Below are 17,018 nucleotides of genomic sequence, written 5' to 3'. Positions count from 1 at the left end.
AAAGGCACCTCAATAGTGGTGCCTTTTTGATTAATATGCATCTAAATAATTTTCAATTTCCCATTGTGATACATAACTTGCATAGGAAGCCCATTCAATACGTTTTGCTTCTAAGAAATTAATGTATATATGTGAACCTAAGGCTGATTTTACAACATCATCTGTCTGCAATGCTTTAAGAGCGTTATGAAGAGTTGATGGTAAATCAATTATTCCTTCTGCTTCACGTTCTTCTACTGTCATCGCATAAATGTTAGTTTCAACAGGAGCTGGAGCTTCAATTTTATTTTCAATACCATCTAGTCCAGATTGTAGTAAGACCGCTAAGGCCAAATAAGGATTGGCGGTTGGATCAACTGAACGCAATTCTAGTCGTGTTCCCATACCTCTTGAAGCTGGTACACGAATTAATGGTGAACGGTTACGACCTGCCCAGGCAACATAAACTGGTGCTTCATATCCAGGAACTAAACGTTTATAAGAATTGACAGTTGGATTCATTATGGCAGTAAAGTTATAGGCATGTTTCATTAGCCCACCTAAGAAATAATAAGCATCTTGTGATAGTTGCATTCCTTTTGGATCATTTTCATCATAAAATGCATTTTTTCCATCCTTATTAAAGAGTGACATGTTACAATGCATACCTGAACCATTGATTCCAAATTTAGGTTTTGCCATGAATGTTGCGTAAAGGCCGTGTTTACGAGCGATTGTTTTAACCACAAGTTTAAAGAGTTGAATGTTATCGCAAGCTTTTAAAACATCATCATATTTAAAATCAATTTCATGTTGCCCCACAGCTACTTCATGGTGGCTAGCTTCAACTTCAAATCCCATTTTTGTTAATACATTTACAATTTCTCGACGTGTATTATCAGCAAGATCAGTTGGTGCTAAATCAAAATAACCACCCTTATCGTTGACTTCTAGTGTTGGCTCACCTTTTTCATTCATTTTAAATAAGAAGAATTCTGGTTCTGGTCCTAGATTGAATGATTTATAACCCACTTCTTCCATATGCTTAAGTGCTTTTTTCAAGTTCCCTCTAGGATCTCCTGGGAAAGGTTCACCTTCTGGAGTATAGATGTCACAAATCAATCCTGCTACTGCACCATTTTCATCGCCCCATGGAAATACAATCCAGGTGTTCAAATCAGGATATAAGAACATGTCTGATTCATTAATACGAACAAACCCTTCAATTGAAGAACCATCAAACATTGCTTTATTAGATAAGACTTTATCTAATTGTTCATCTGTTGCTGGTATTTCAACATTTTTCATAATCCCTTGAATATCGGTAAACATGAGACGAAGAAAAGTAACATTTTTTTCTTTTACTTCGCGGCGAATATCTGCTGCTGTAATTGTCATAAAGTTGATCCCCTTTTATTACTGCCAAAAAGACTGATTTTTGTATTTTGCTAAATACGAAAAATCCCCATTCCTTGTGAAGGTTTTCCAAAACCACCTTGATTTCGGAGTTCGTCTTGTAAGATTCTTCGAACATCGGCGTCAGTTAGTGCTTTTTGTTTCTGATTAGCTTTTTCTTCACGGTCTGCATATTCTTTTTTGATTCCTGCAATATTCAAACCCTCATCAAGAAAATCTTTTATTTCTAACAAACGATCCATATCATTTAACGAAAACATTCGACGATTACCATCTGTTCGTTCAGGTTTTATTAAATCTTGATCTTCATAATAACGTATCTGACGAGCAGTTAAATCTGTTAATTTCATGACGGCACCAATCGAAAACACAGACATTGAACGCCTCAGTTCTTTTTCTTTCATGACTTCCTCCCTTCATGACAATATTATAGAACTAAACAAAATAGCTGTCAAGAGACAATGTTAGGTTTTCTAACATTAATTTTTCCCTTTAACTTTTTGAATAATAATTTCTAAGTCTGTATTAACTATGATTGCAATAAAAACACCACAAAAAGTTTCAAAAATCCGTGATAAAGCATACATAAAAGTATGCGAAGACGGTATTGATAACGTAATAATTAATAGTGCAGCAACAGCACCAATAACACCTGATTTATTATTAAAGGAGACATTTAACATAATGGTTAACATCGTCAAAATGGGAACAAAAATTAAAGTAACCCATATTTGATTGGGCAAGATGGCATTTATCAAATAAAAAACTAAAGATAAGATACCACCAATTGTATTTCCTAAAACTCTAGACATACCAAAAGAGATAGATTTTCCAAAATCTTCCCGTAAACTAAAGACAGCTGTCAACGCACCAATTTGGAGACCTTTCCAGTGAAAAAGTGTAAATAAAAGTAAAACTAAAAAGACAGCTAGTCCTGTTTTTAAGGTCCGCATACCTAATCTAAATTTCTGGGGATCAAATTTGTATTTCATACGATAACTCTTCATCTTTCTCTTAGGTATACTTCATATATAAAAGCTTTTTTGTATTATATCTACCAGACACCTATAAATGTCCTGCTTCTGACCAAGACAGATTTTGCATCTAAGTTGAATTCTTTCATGAGTAGCTTTTTTAGTTTAACATCATTTATTCGACTAAAAATGACATATGTTCCTGCTTCATAATTAATTTCATGAACTATAGCCATCAAGTTCTCATTACTTTTAAGTTCATCCAGTGTCGGACCATTTTTAAAAGTAACCATATAAGGGTAATAGTAGTAACCAGTTTCCTTACTCTCTTTTTTATGTTGGGTTAGAATTTTCATAAAAACAATCATAAAAAAGAACATCAAAAATGAAGTAATCAAAAATCCCATTATAACCATGGTAAATCTCCTTTTATAGCATGTATTATACCATACTTTTAAAATTAACAATTACTATAAATGAATCTATAAATAAAAAAAGAAGTACTTGAAAGTACCTCTTTTTTTGAAATAATATAAACTGATTATTTTTCTGTCAAAGCATCTAGACCTGGTAAAACTTTACCTTCTAATAATTCCATAGATGCTCCACCACCAGTAGAAATCCATGAGAATTTATCTGCACGACCTAGGTTGATTGCAGCTGCAGCTGAATCACCACCACCAATGATTGATTTAACGCCTGGTTGTTTTACAATAGCGTCCATAACACCGATTGTTCCAGCTTGGAAATCTGGGTTTTCAAAGACACCCATTGGTCCATTCCAAACTACAGTTTTAGCACCTGTTAATGCTTCATCAAATTTTGCAATCGATTTTGGACCAATATCAAGTCCTAAGAACCCAGCATCAACTGCTTCACCATCAGTATCTTTCACTTCTGTATAATCAGCAAAAGTATTAGCTTCTTTTGAATCAACTGGCAAGACTAATTTACCATTTGCTTTTTCAAGTAATGATTTAGCAACTTCAAGTTTATCTTCTTCTACAAGTGAATTACCAATTTCGATACCTTGAGCTTTAAAGAAAGTGTAAGTCATCCCACCACCGATAAGTACTTTATCAGCTTTTTCAAGTAAGTTTTCGATAACACCAATCTTATCAGATACTTTTGAACCACCAAGAATAGCTACAAATGGACGTTCTGGAGTTTCAACAGCTTCTTGGATATAGGCAATTTCGTTTTCAAGTAAGAAACCAGCAACTGCTTTTTCAACATTAGCTGAAATTCCAACATTTGATGCATGTGCACGGTGAGCAGTACCAAATGCATCGTTGACGAAAATTCCATCACCAAGTGAAGCCCAATATTTACCTAATTCTGGATCATTTTTTGATTCTTTTTTACCATCAACATCTTCAAAGCGAGTGTTTTCTACTAGTAGAACTTGACCGTCTTTAAGGGCATTAATAGCTTCTTCAAGTTTTTCACCACGAGTAACTCCAGGAAATACAACTTCTTGACCTAATTTTTCTGAAAGGTCTTTTGCAACTGGAGCAAGTGATTTACCTTCTTTATCAGCTTCTTCTTTTACACGTCCAAGGTGTGAGAAAAGAATAGCACGTCCGCCATTTTCAACAATGTATTTGATTGTTGGTAAAGCAGCAGAGATACGATTATCATTTGTAATAACACCGTCTTTCAAAGGTACATTAAAGTCAACGCGAACGAGAACTTTTTTACCTTTTAAATCAACGTCTTTTACTGTTAATTTAGCCATGAGTTCTAACTCCTTAAATATTTTATACCTCTATATTATAACATAAGTCAAAATTATTTGTTGTATAATGAACAATTTTTCACAAATATAACCTATTTTCTTGAAAATATAAAACTTTTTCAGACTTAATCTTTCGCGCTATTTTTTTCAATCGCTTTTTCTCTTGCTTTTACTTGCCTTTTACTATCTAATTTTTTACCATTATAAATCGTTGTTTCCCAAGAACCATACATTGGGTTTGGCAGTATTATGAATTTATTACCAAACTCATTTTCGAGTTCAGACATCATTTTTGTTCTATCAGTCTGTGAAGTCTTTGAAAATTCAGCAAAATCAACTAGATTATCACCACATAATAAGGCAATATCTGTTGATTCTCCAACCATTTTTCGTCGACTCTCTTTGGAAGTCATCTCATTTTTTAAAAAAAGCAATTGGCTTTTGTCTTGAACTGGCAAACCTTCACTCTCAAGATTTTCTTTTGTGGCATCTACTTGACTATCAGCTCTATCTGAAACGTAATAGATTTTTACACCTTTTTCATTTGCATAATTTAGAAATTCTTTTACGCCAGGAACAGCTTTCGCTTTTTTACTCTTAACCCACTTATCCCATGATTTAGGATTAAAAGTCTTTCCATTCTTAACATTCTTAGCTTGATAAGGGCTATTATCTAAAACTGTTTCATCAATGTCTAATATTACAGAGTATGGTTTTGAAGATGGTGTTTGCGTAATCATTTCTAATTTTTGTTTTGCTAAATGATAACCTTGTAAATATAATGCTTTTGCTTCATCCGACTCTTGATACCAAGCCACAGCCATCGTGTTCTCTCGTGACCTTAATTTATCATAAGTCATTTCAACTTTGTTTGAATGAGCATTAGTGCTCATTTCCTTTTTGGTTTGACTGCAAGCACTCGTACATAATAGTGTTACTCCAGGACCAAAGACAACAATTCCTTTTTTTAATTTCATAAGAATCTCCTATTTCCCTTATTTAATTAGAATTGTAGCGCTTTCATTTTATCTTGTCAATATTTAACAATAAAAAAAACCTAGCCTAAGCTAGGTTTTTATCTCAATTATTTTGCAATTTTAGCAAAGTATTCAAGAGTACGTACAAGTTGTGAAGTGTATGACATTTCGTTGTCGTACCATGAAACAACTTTAACTAATTGACTTCCATCAACAGTTTGTACTTTTGTTTGAGTAGCATCAAATAATGAACCGTAAGAAATTCCGATGATATCTGATGATACGATTGGATCTTCAGTGTAACCATATGATTCGTTTGAAGCTGCTTTCATTGCTGCATTTACTTCTTCAACAGTAACTTCTTTTTCAAGAGTTGCTACAAGTTCAGTAACAGAACCAGTTGGAACTGGAACACGTTGTGCAGCACCGTCAAGTTTACCATTCAATTCTGGAATTACAAGTCCGATAGCTTTAGCAGCACCAGTTGAGTTAGGAACAATGTTGTTAGCTCCTGAACGTGCACGACGTAAGTCACCACCACGGTGTGGTCCGTCAAGGATCATTTGGTCACCAGTGTAAGCGTGAATAGTAGTCATCAAACCTTGTTTAACACCAAAGTTATCTTGTAAAGCTTTAGCCATTGGAGCTAAACAGTTTGTAGTACATGAAGCACCTGAAATAACTGTTTCAGTACCATCAAGAATATCATGGTTAGTGTTAAATACGATTGTTTTAACATCGTTTCCACCAGGTGCAGTGATAACAACTTTTTTAGCACCATTTTCATGGATATGTTGTTCTGCAGCTTCTTTCTTAGCAAAGAAACCAGTAGCTTCAAGAACGATTTCTACACCGTCAGTTGCCCAGTCAATGTTTTTTGGTTCGCGTTCTGCAGAAACTTTAACAAATTTTCCGTTAACTTCAAAACCACCATCTTTAACTACAACATCACCGTCAAAACGACCTTGAGTTGTATCATATTTTAAAAGATGTGCAAGCATGTTTGGATCTGTAAGGTCGTTGATACGAGTAACTTCAACACCTTCAACATTTTGGATACGACGGAAAGCAAGACGACCGATACGACCGAAACCGTTAATACCAACTTTAACTGTCATTTGTGATTTCCTCCTTATTGAAAATCAAAAAATTATATTATTTACGGGATTTCTCCCCAACTATTGTGAAAAGATTAACTTATACATCTGTATATCAACCTTTCAACAGAAACTATTATATAACTATTTCAGAAAAATTGCAAATAATAATGGTTCTTTCATAAAAACAAAAAGAAGGTTAACATAACCTTCTTTTTTATTATTTAATTATTCACCATGATTTTTTTTGATGATTTCTTCTTGTACAGATTTTGGAACATCTTCATAGTGGTCAAACACCATCATGAATGTACCACGACCTTGTGATGCTGAACGAAGTACTGTTGCGTAACCAAACATTTCTGCAAGTGGAACATAAGCACGAACGATTTGGCTGTTACCATGTGCTTCCATTCCATCAACACGACCACGACGTGCAGTAACATGTCCCATTACATCACCAAGATTTTCTTCTGGTACTGTGATAGTTACTAACATCATTGGTTCAAGAATAGCAGGTTGTGCAGATTTAGCAGCTTCTTTAAGAGCTAATGATGCAGCAATCTTGAAGGCAGTTTCAGATGAATCGACATCATGGTATGAACCATCATAAAGTTTAGCTTTTACGTCAACGATTGGGTATCCTGCAAGAACACCATTAGCCATTGATTCTACTAAACCTTTTTCTACTGCTGGGATAAATTCACGAGGAACAACACCACCAACAATAGCATTTTCAAATTCGAAGCCTTTACCTTCTTCATTTGGCGTAAATTCAATCCAAACATCACCAAATTGACCTTTACCACCTGATTGACGTTTGAAGAATCCACGTGCTTGTGTAGAAGCACGGAATGTTTCACGATATGAAACTTGTGGTGCACCAACGTTTGCTTCAACTTTATGTTCGCGTTTCAAGCGGTCAACAAGTACGTCCAAGTGAAGTTCACCCATACCTGAGATAACTGTTTCACCAGTTTCAACATTTGTTTCAACACGGAATGTTGGGTCTTCTTCAGCAAGTTTTTGTAAACCAATTGCCATCTTGTCTTGGTCAGCTTTTGTTTTTGGTTCAACCATTAATTGGATAACTGGTTCTGGAACTTCAATAGATTCTAAGACAATTTTAGCTTTTTCATCTGTTAATGAATCACCAGTTGTTGTATCTTTCAAACCGATAGCAGCTGCGATATCACCTGAATAAACTGTTTCGATTTCTTGACGGCTATTAGCATGCATTTGAAGAATACGCCCAACACGTTCACGTTTGCCTTTTGAAGTGTTTAAAACATATGAACCTGAGTTAAGTACACCTGAGTAAACACGAATAAATGTTAAACGTCCTACAAATGGGTCAGTCATAATCTTGAAGGCTAAGGCAGCAAATGGTTCATCATCTGAAGCTGGACGAGTTTCTTCTTCTTCAGTATCTGGATTAACACCTTTAATTGCTGGTACATCAAGTGGGCTTGGTAGGTAATCAATTACAGCATCAAGCATCAATTGAACACCTTTATTTTTGAAGGCAGAACCACATAGTACTGGATAGAATTCTACATTGATAGTTGCTGTACGGATTGCAGCCATCAACTCTTCATTTGTGATTTCTTCACCTTCAAGGTATTTCATCATTAAGTCTTCATCAGTTTCGGCAACGGCTTCAACCAATTTTTCACGGTATTCTTCAGCTTGTTCTAAGTATTCTGCTGGAATATCTTCTTCAAGAATATCTGTACCAAGGTCATTAGTATAGATTTCTGCTTTCATTTTGATTAAGTCGATAATACCACGGAAATCATCTTCTGAGCCAATTGGTAGTTGAATTGGATGTGCATTTGCTTGAAGACGTTCATGTAAAGTACTTACTGAGTACAAGAAGTCTGCACCGATTTTATCCATTTTATTAGCAAAAACGATACGAGGAACTCCGTATTCAGTAGCTTGACGCCAAACTGTTTCTGTTTGAGGTTCAACACCTGATTGTGCATCAAGAACTGTTACAGCACCATCAAGTACACGGAGAGAACGTTGTACTTCAATTGTGAAGTCCACGTGTCCTGGTGTATCGATGATATTTACACGGTGACCATTCCATTGTGCAGTAGTTGCAGCTGATGTAATAGTGATACCGCGTTCTTGTTCTTGTTCCATCCAGTCCATTTGAGAAGCTCCTTCGTGAGTTTCTCCAATTTTATGGATTCTACCAGTATAGTAAAGAATACGCTCAGTTGTAGTTGTTTTACCAGCATCGACGTGAGCCATAATACCGATATTACGAGTTTTTGCTAATGAAAATTCGCGAGCCATTTGGTTTTCTCCTATTATTTTATTTTACGATTTATTATAACATTATTTAGTAAAAACGGATAGGCAGGACCTACCCGTTTTTTACCACTTGGTTTTTGATATAATTGTAGTCAACCTAGACACAAAGTCAGAGAGATAAAACATCTCGTACCTTCAATGACTTTTGTAGCTAATTTAGCTGAGTTTGAACTACAAGGTCTCAAAACTAATTGAAATCAACTTAAGAGCAAGAATCTAAAAAGGTAACAGTTACAAGAAACTAAGATTTCTTCATAATTTTTATTACTCTGTTTTTGCTCTTTTCGTTTCTGTCTTTTAATCCTACCAACGGAAGTGTGCAAATGCACGGTTTGCTTCAGCCATTTTGTGTGTATCTTCACGTTTCTTAACTGATGCACCTGTGTTATTAGCAGCATCCATGATTTCTTTAGCTAAACGATCTTTCATAGTGTGTTCACCACGAGCACGTGAAGCATTTACTAACCAACGTAATCCTAAAGTTGTGCGACGTTCTGGACGAACTTCAACCGGAACTTGGTAGTTTGATCCACCAACACGACGTGCACGTACTTCAAGAACTGGCATGATATTATCCATAGCAGTTTCAAATACTTCAAGTGCATCAGTCCCTGTTGATTCTTTAATTTCTGTAAAAGCATCATATACGATTGTTGCTGCAGTACCACGTTTACCATCAAGCATAACACGGTTGATAAGACGTGTTACAAGTTTTGAATTGTATAATGGATCTGGTAATACTTCGCGTTTAGGCGCTCTATTTTTACGACTCATTTCTTCTTATCCCCCTTCTATTATCCTTTAGGACGTTTTGCACCGTATTTAGAACGGCCTTGTTTACGATCAGCAACACCTGCAGTATCAAGTGCACCACGAACGATATGGTAACGTACACCTGGAAGGTCTTTCACACGGCCACCACGAATAAGAACAACACTGTGTTCTTGAAGGTTGTGTCCGATACCTGGGATGTATGCTGTAACTTCAATAAGGTTACTCAAACGTACACGAGCAAATTTACGAAGGGCTGAGTTAGGTTTTTTAGGTGTCATTGTTCCCACACGAGTTGCAACACCGCGTTTTTGAGGTGCAGACATTTTAGTGTGAACTTTTTTATGACTGTTGTAACCAATATTCAAAGCAGGTGAATCTGATTTTTCAACATTAGATTTACGTGGTTTACGTACCAACTGGTTAATTGTAGGCATCTACATTTCTCCTGTATTTTTTTAGTTTTGGTTGATATGGCACTTGGTGACAGCCCATATCTGGGTGTACTTTTGCAACAATTGTCAGCACGTCTCTGTACACTTTTGAGAGACCAAAAGTAAAAAGTACCGTCTTATATAATACTACTATCAATACTATTTGTCAATCATAATATTTATATTTCAAAAGAAAAAAGAAGACCTTAGGTCTCCTTTTTTACCAAAAATTATTTTAATTTCTTTCTTGTCAAGACGGCTCCAGCAACACCAACCATACCTAAACCTGCAATTGCAACTTTTGCAAGATTTTGTTTTGTTGAAGAAGCTTGTCCTGTCGATGAAGTTGCTGTTTTGTCCGATGCTTGTTTTTGAGTTGTTGCGTTTTGCCCAGTTGATTTAACTTCTGAAGTTACTTCTGTTTTATCTGAAATTACTGGTGAAGCCTCATAACCTGAAACTTTTGTATTTTTATCAGAATTAAGACTTGTTTTTTCATCTGCAGATACAACATTTGATGATTGAGTTTGTCCAGATTTTGCTGTTGCAATGTATCCCATTTGCTTAGTATCTGTTAACACTCTATTTGTAATAGCTAACATTTGGTTTTGATATGTTTTAGCTACTAAACTTTCTTCTTGAGCCAACAATTTATTTAAGGTTGCTCTTGCTTCATTCAGTTTACTTTCAGCAGAAACTAGTGTGTTTTTTGAGTCTAATAGTTTAGCGGTTAAATCAGAAAGTTTAGCAGTTTCTAGCGCTAATGTTTCTTTCTTATTTGCTAAAGTTGTTTGCAATGTCACTAGACGATCTTCCAAGTTAGCTTTCAAATCTTTATCTAGGGCTTTAACTAATAAGTCTTGCAATTTCGCTTTTGATTCTTTCAAACTTGTAACTTCTTTTTCAAGTTGTTGTTTACGATTTTGCAATGCATGTAAAGTTGCTTTTTGAACTGTTAAGTTTGCTGTAACTTTTTGAAGTTTCGCTAAACTTTGTGTTTTTTGTTCTTTAGCTTTTACAAGTTCACTTGATAATTCTTCTTTAGTTTTAGTCAATCCTTGAGCTTGAATTTCAAGAGATTTAATTTGATCTTGTTTAGCACTTAATTGACTTTTAAGACTTGTTAATTGATCAGCTTTACTTGTAACACTTGAAAGTTTAGAATAATCTGATTTGGCTGTTTGTAATTGACCAATTGTTTTTTGAATAGCTTTTATATCATTTGAAACAGATGTTATTTTAGCTGAGTTATCAACAGATTTACCTGCAAATACAAGTGCCTTATTGAAAATGCTAGAGTTTACAATATTACTTGAAGGAATAATATAGATATGTTGCGCACTTGATGTTGCAGATACACCGATATAGTATGTATCTCTACCATTATCCTGAAGTAAACTTACTGTATGACTATAATTTGAAGTGACATCGTCAAACAACATGTATACTAAAGTATTGTAGAAATTCAATTTTAGTTGGTCCATTGTCATTGAATTTCCCATCAAACCTAGTGATTCATAACCACGGTTATCAGAATATTTAAGACCTAATGACTGGGCAGTTGGATATACAATTTCTTTAAACTTATGCGGTGACCCTGCAGCATAACCTTGAGCAACATACTGATCAGTTGCTTTTTTAGCAAAGTCTTGAGAAGTAACACTAACAACTACTTTTGAAAGTCCAAGTTGTGTTCTCACAGAATTCAAAAGATCACTTGTAAATTGTGCGATTTCATTTTGTTCAGCTTTCGTTAAATTGTTAACATTAATCACATGATTTTGATCAGCTGCATTTGATTTATAGGCATTAACTGCTTTCCACGCACCATATCTTGCTTTATCAACACCTGATTCTATAGTTGAAGTCCAACGATTCAGTGCAGCCATATATGAACCTGAGTAAGTGTAATCAGTACTTGTAAGGTTCTTCAATGCTGGGAAAGATGTATTTACGTATGACGCTGGTAATTGAATAGTATTTCCATGAGTCACATCTGCTACTTGAGGAGCATTTGATTGTTCAATTTGCAAAGATTTTAACAATGCTTGTTTTTGAGCTAATTCAGTTTGTTTTTCTGCTAAGCTTGCTTCTATAGAAGCTTTTGCACTTTCTTCAGCTAACTTCAAGTCATTTTCAGCTCTTCCAATAGCAATTTCAATACGGTTAACATCTGATTGTGCTTGAGCTAAGTCTCCAGCAATTGTTTCTGGAGCATTGATTTGACTTTCTATAATTTCAACTTTTTTAGTATCTGCATCAACCTGTGTTTGAGCTGCTTCAACAGCAGTTTCAGCCGCAGTAACTGTCGCCTCTTGTGTTTCAACCTGACTAGACACTTCATTTTGATTTGCTTCAGCTTCTGAAATTTGTGTTGTTTGCGTTTCTACTTGTGACTGAACTTCTTGTGTCTTTTCAGGTGTCATCTCTTTTGCAATTGCATCAGCTTCTGCAATGTCAGATGTTGTTGTTTCTACTTGTGATTCAGTTTCTTCGACTTCTTTTTGAATTTGCTCAACAGTTTGTGCTTGAGAATCAACAGCATTCTGATCCGCTTCAACTTGTGCACTTGCTTCGTCAACTTGTGTCTGAGCTTGTGCAGTTGCCACTTGACTTTCAGCTAATGTTGTAGGGGTTGAATTTCCAGTAGTTGCTGTTGACTCTTGGGACTTATCAGTTGACTTAAGGTTATCGTCAGCAGAAACGACGTGATGACCTGTCACTCCCAAACCTAACAAAGTAATTGTTGATGTTGTTACTACCTTGAATGGGCTTTTTTTACTTAATTTAATCTTTTTCACTCTTTCCTTGATCCTTTTCTATTTTTCGCTAGTAGACACTAATATCATGATAGCATACAAATATTTCAAGTGTATGACATTAGGATGAAATCAAGATTACTCTTCAAAAATATTTCCCACTTCAACCACAACTTTATTATTTTTGACATCAATTTCTGATACTTTTAATAATGATTTGTACTGCATATGGTCACGTTCTTCTTGGGCATTTTCTGCAAAGACCGCGACACCAACCAATGTACTATCGAACTCTGTAAGCAAGCTCTTCATACCAGTAATAGTTCCACCACCTTTAAGAAAGTCATCGACTATTAGTACTCGACTGTTTGGTTTCAAACTTCGTTTTGATAAAAACATTTTTTCAATACGGTCACTTGATGCACTTGCGTAATTGACAGAGACTGTCGAACCTTCAGTTATTTTCAAATCACGTCTTACAATGACAAAAGGGACATTCAAAATATTTGCAACAGCATTTGCCAAAGGGACACCTTTTGTAGCGACTGTCATAACAGCATCGATTTTTTCACCTTTAAAAGCATTAGCAATAATTCTACCAATGTTTTGTAGGATAGATGGTGTACTTAATAAATCCGACAGGTAAATATAACCTCCAGGTAGGATTCGATTGTTTTCAGATAAACGCTCACATAAGTCGTTAGCAATTTGTACCGCTTCTTCTTTTGAAATGCCTGGTGTAAATATGACACCTCCACTTGCTCCAGTAACGGTTTCAATCTGTCCAATGCCAGAATTCTCAAATGCACGCTTAATAATAGCAATATCTTCAGAAATAGAAGACTTTGCTGCTTCATACTTTGTAGCAAAGGTATTTAAACTTGTTAATTTATAAGGATTGTTGATTAAATAATTAGAAATAACAACCATGCGCTCACTACGTCTTAATTTCATATTTTCCCCATTTTAATATACTTTTTACTATTATATCATAATGTCACAAAAAAACGAACATTAAACCTGTAATGTTCGCTATTTATTTACTGTTATTTTACAATTTTGGTTTATAAAATGATCTATTATCCATGGCAAAGATTCGGTTAGTCATCTCCCCTTTGTTGACACGATTTAAGGCTGTCATCATCATCATCATATTAGCATCAATATTATCAATCATGTGTAAAATTTCCGCTTCCATAATTCTTGGTCTAACGGGACTACCATATTCTAATAATCCGTGGTGACTTAAGATTAAATGGCGTAAAACAGTAACTTCCTCTTTTTTATCATCTATATTTAATTCTGCTATCATTTTTGTCATTTCTTCATCAATTAAGGCAATATGACCAATCAAATTTCCACGTATAGTATACTCCGTATTATCAGGTCCTGATAGCTCGATGACTTTGGCTAAATCATGCAACATAATCCCAGCAAAAAGAAGACTTTTATTTAATTCTGGATAGACATCACCAATGCTATCAGCCAGTCTCACCATTGTTGCTGTATGAAATGACAAACCTGATTCAAAGGCATGATGATTTGTTTTTGCAGCTGGATAGGTGAAAAATTCTTTATCAAATTTACGATATAAACCTCTCACAATTCTTTGCCAAGTTGCATTTTCAATTTTAAACATCATTTGTTCCAAATAATCTTTAACATCTTCAACATTAACTGGAGCTTTTTCCTTAAAATCTTTTGGGTTATTTGGCTCCCCATCTCTGACATTCCTAAGTGTAATTTGGTTTACCTGAGGTGTCCCGTTATAAACTTCTCTTCGACCTTTCATATGGACAACTTTCCCAGCAACAAATTCTTCAACATTATAAGGTTGAGCATCCCATAAATTACCAGAGATTTCACCTGTATCATCTTGAAACACCAATGAAATATAATCTTTTCCTGCTCTTGTTTTTCTAACTTCTGATGATTTGATCAAATAATAGCCTTCGAATAATTCATCTTTTTTCATTTGATTAATTTTCATGATTTTCCTCATTTTCTAATATTGGCAGGTCCAATAAAGACTTGGTATCCTGATCTTGATAAGATTCAATGGTATTTAAAGCTCTTATAATAGCATTTGTCCTTGTTGAAATCAAAGAATCCAATGTGTTATTTGCTGTGTTAATTTGTTTTTGAGCTTTAACCAGTAAATTTCCAAATTTCTCGAATTCAACTTTGACATTTCCAAGAATTTTACTAATATCATCTGCGTTTTTTTGTATATTCAATGTTTTAAAACCTACAGATAATGAATTGAGTAAAGCTGACAATGTTGACGGGCCTGCAACTACAATATTCTCATCTCGACGAAGATTATCAAAAAATGATGCGTTGCGAACTACTTCAGAATACAAGCCTTCAGTTGGTAAAAACATAATACCAAAGTTTGTTGTTTCTGGTGGATTTAAGTATTTCTTTTGGATATCTTTTGCAAAACGCTTTACACTCGTTAATAAGGCTTTGCGACATAAATCAATTTGAGTTTTATCTCCAAGCTCATAAGCATCTTCTAAACGATAATAGTCCTCCAGTGGAAATTTTGAATCTATTGGTAGATAAACATAATCTCCTTGGCTGTTTCCTGGTAATTTCACAGCATATTCAACTCGTTCGCTAGATCCTGAAACCGTAGCAAATTCTCTTTCGTATTGGTTAATGGTTAAAATATCTTCTAAAATTTGACCCAATTGAAGCTCACCTAGAATACCTCTTGTTTTAGTATTTGATAGAACTTTATTAAGTGTCCCCACATCACGTGCAACACTTTTCATTTCTCCAAGACCTTGGTTAACACTTTCTAATTGCTTAGAGACTGTTTCAAATGATGCGTGAAGCCTTGTTTGTAATGTTTTTTCCAATTTTTCCTCAACAGTTTGACGCATCTCTTCTAACCGTTTTTCATTTGAAAATTGTAATTTTTCAACAGAATTAACGAGTTCTTTATTCATCAAGTCAAGACGATTATCTGTCTTATCTCTCGTTTCATTTGTACTTTGGTAAAGGACGTCTCGGATATCATTTAACTGTTGATAAAGGTCACTTTGTAAACGCGAAATTTGTTCTGTCAATACAACCGACTGCGTCTTTTCAAATAAATTAAGTTGATAAGATAATTGGTCTGATAAATTATCAGCATGGTCTTCAAGTTGTCGTGAAAATGTCTGTTTCAATTGATCTAATTTTAAATAAACTAAAATAGTTATTAAAATACTGATAAAAACAGTAATGAGAATCATCATTTGCATATTTTACCTATCTTTACTTTGTATCACAATTAAATAGCCTGATCCAACATTAACTTCAATTGGTTTGCCAATAAATTCATTACTTGAATAAATCTTTTTTTGAAAATAATTAGAATCATCTAGATTATATTTAGCATCCTTTATGACAAGTGTACTTTCTTGTTCTGTCATAAAAGAAACATACTTCATACCTTCACAATGCTCTATCTTGTGAGTTCCTGGCGGGAAATAAGAAACTTCATTTTGCTGATCAGATAACTTAATTTGTTGCAAATAAGGAAAAATATCTAGATCACCTGGTAGAAATAAATTTGATAGCATATGATCAATTCTACCGCCAAATGCTCCAAATATAGTCATTTTAGCATCTGGATATGTCTTAAATATTGTTTTTATAGCCAGTTCAGTGTCTGTATCATTTTTTTCTTTTGGTGCAACTAAAAGAAAATTTGCTTTCTCTTTTATATTCGAAAATTCATCAGAAGAAACAGAGTCAAAATCTCCTATGGCATAATCCAAAGAAAGCCCATTTTTTAGTAAAAATAGGCTACCTCTATCCACACCAACATAAAGATCAAATTGTCCAGTGTAAAAATCTAAATCTCCGCCAACAAATAAAGCAATATCAGTCATTCAAAGCCTCTCTTAGTGTTTGGACTTGACTGACAAGATCTTTTGCTTTAAACAAATAAGATCCTGCCACAAAGACATTTGCACCTGCTTTTTTGCAAGATGAAATGGTTTGATTGTCAACACCACCATCAACTTCGATGTCAAAATCAAGCATAAGCTCTTCTCGCAATTTAGAGACAGCTTTCACTTTATCCAAGCAATCCTCAATAAAAGCTTGTCCTCCAAATCCTGGATTAACGGTCATGATAAGAACTTGATCAACAATAGCAAGCAATGGTTTTAAAGCTTCAACAGGAGTTCCTGGATTGATTACAACACCTGCCTTCATTCCTGAAGCCTTAATTTTTTGTAAAGCACCGTGAATATGATTTGTTGACTCCACATGAATAGTCATAATATCCGCTCCTGCTTGAGCAAATGAGGTGATATAACGTTCTGGATTGACCACCATTAAGTGACAGTCAAAAACCAATTTAGAATGTTTCCTCATGCTTGCAACAACATCCGCACCAAAACTGATGTTTGGTACAAATTGTCCATCCATAATATCGATATGAACATATTCAGCATTAGTTTCTTCAATCCTAGCTAATTCTGAAGCAAAATTAGCATAATCTGCAGCTAAAATTGATGGTGCGATTTTATTGACTGACATGATTTC

16 protein-coding genes are annotated in these 17,018 nt (G+C 34.7%); all 16 read right to left on the bottom strand.

All coding sequences use genetic code 11. The annotated features are described in order from the left end of the window. Positions 1 to 30: 30 nt before the first annotated feature. Positions 31 to 1,377, bottom strand: coding sequence for a type I glutamate--ammonia ligase (glnA, locus tag STRUR_RS01115; protein WP_006740239.1), 1,347 nt, complete (start codon positions 1,375 to 1,377; stop codon positions 31 to 33). 50 nt (positions 1,378 to 1,427) lie between these two features. After that, positions 1,428 to 1,799, bottom strand: a complete 372-nt coding sequence (locus STRUR_RS01110) for a MerR family transcriptional regulator (RefSeq protein WP_006739641.1) — start codon at positions 1,797 to 1,799, stop codon at positions 1,428 to 1,430. 75 nt (positions 1,800 to 1,874) lie between these two features. After that, the gene (locus STRUR_RS01105) at positions 1,875 to 2,402 is read right to left on the bottom strand and encodes an FUSC family protein (RefSeq protein WP_406874632.1); all 528 of its coding nucleotides are present in this window, start codon (positions 2,400 to 2,402) and stop codon (positions 1,875 to 1,877) included. Between the two features lie 47 nt (positions 2,403 to 2,449). Beyond that, positions 2,450 to 2,785 carry a hypothetical protein gene (locus STRUR_RS01100; RefSeq protein ID WP_006740118.1) on the bottom strand — a complete coding sequence of 112 codons (336 nt, stop codon included), beginning with the start codon at positions 2,783 to 2,785 and terminating at the stop codon, positions 2,450 to 2,452. A gap of 125 nt (positions 2,786 to 2,910) precedes the next feature. Next, positions 2,911 to 4,107, bottom strand: coding sequence for a phosphoglycerate kinase (locus STRUR_RS01095; protein ID WP_006739617.1), 1,197 nt, complete (start codon positions 4,105 to 4,107; stop codon positions 2,911 to 2,913). Between the two features lie 125 nt (positions 4,108 to 4,232). Further along, a complete protein-coding gene (locus STRUR_RS01090; protein WP_006739130.1) occupies positions 4,233 to 5,084 on the bottom strand; it encodes a 5'-nucleotidase, lipoprotein e(P4) family in 852 nt (283 codons plus the stop codon). Between the two features lie 107 nt (positions 5,085 to 5,191). Next, entirely contained in the window at positions 5,192 to 6,202 is a 1,011-nt protein-coding gene (gene gap / locus STRUR_RS01085) for a type I glyceraldehyde-3-phosphate dehydrogenase (protein ID WP_006738473.1), read from the bottom strand. 207 nt (positions 6,203 to 6,409) lie between these two features. Next, a complete protein-coding gene (gene fusA / locus STRUR_RS01080; protein ID WP_006738928.1) occupies positions 6,410 to 8,488 on the bottom strand; it encodes an elongation factor G in 2,079 nt (692 codons plus the stop codon). A 321-nt stretch (positions 8,489 to 8,809) separates the two neighbouring features. Continuing rightward, a complete protein-coding gene (gene rpsG, locus STRUR_RS01075; protein ID WP_006738469.1) occupies positions 8,810 to 9,280 on the bottom strand; it encodes a 30S ribosomal protein S7 in 471 nt (156 codons plus the stop codon). Positions 9,281 to 9,300: 20 nt separating this feature from the next. Continuing rightward, complete coding sequence (gene rpsL, locus STRUR_RS01070; RefSeq protein ID WP_006739874.1) at positions 9,301 to 9,714, bottom strand: 30S ribosomal protein S12; 414 nt, start codon at positions 9,712 to 9,714, stop codon at positions 9,301 to 9,303. A 227-nt stretch (positions 9,715 to 9,941) separates the two neighbouring features. Further along, positions 9,942 to 12,512 carry an SEC10/PgrA surface exclusion domain-containing protein gene (locus tag STRUR_RS01065; protein WP_006739398.1) on the bottom strand — a complete coding sequence of 857 codons (2,571 nt, stop codon included), beginning with the start codon at positions 12,510 to 12,512 and terminating at the stop codon, positions 9,942 to 9,944. Between the two features lie 96 nt (positions 12,513 to 12,608). Next, complete coding sequence (gene purR / locus STRUR_RS01060) at positions 12,609 to 13,424, bottom strand: pur operon repressor (RefSeq protein ID WP_006738707.1); 816 nt, start codon at positions 13,422 to 13,424, stop codon at positions 12,609 to 12,611. 97 nt (positions 13,425 to 13,521) lie between these two features. Further along, complete coding sequence (locus STRUR_RS01055) at positions 13,522 to 14,460, bottom strand: 3'-5' exoribonuclease YhaM family protein (protein WP_006740344.1); 939 nt, start codon at positions 14,458 to 14,460, stop codon at positions 13,522 to 13,524. After that, positions 14,450 to 15,724, bottom strand: coding sequence for a DNA recombination protein RmuC (locus STRUR_RS01050; protein ID WP_006739503.1), 1,275 nt, complete (start codon positions 15,722 to 15,724; stop codon positions 14,450 to 14,452). Before STRUR_RS01050 ends, STRUR_RS01055 begins: the two co-directional genes overlap by 11 nt. Positions 15,725 to 15,727: 3 nt before the next feature. Further along, positions 15,728 to 16,357 carry a thiamine diphosphokinase gene (locus tag STRUR_RS01045; RefSeq protein ID WP_006739185.1) on the bottom strand — a complete coding sequence of 210 codons (630 nt, stop codon included), beginning with the start codon at positions 16,355 to 16,357 and terminating at the stop codon, positions 15,728 to 15,730. After that, complete coding sequence (gene rpe, locus STRUR_RS01040) at positions 16,350 to 17,012, bottom strand: ribulose-phosphate 3-epimerase (RefSeq protein WP_006739565.1); 663 nt, start codon at positions 17,010 to 17,012, stop codon at positions 16,350 to 16,352. The genes STRUR_RS01045 and rpe overlap by 8 nt, the downstream gene beginning before the upstream one ends. Positions 17,013 to 17,018: the final 6 nt, after the last annotated feature.

This window comes from Streptococcus urinalis 2285-97, from assembly GCF_000188055.2.
Classification (GTDB): Bacteria; Bacillota; Bacilli; order Lactobacillales; family Streptococcaceae; genus Streptococcus; species Streptococcus urinalis.
This window is presented reverse-complemented; position numbering and strand designations above follow the sequence as displayed.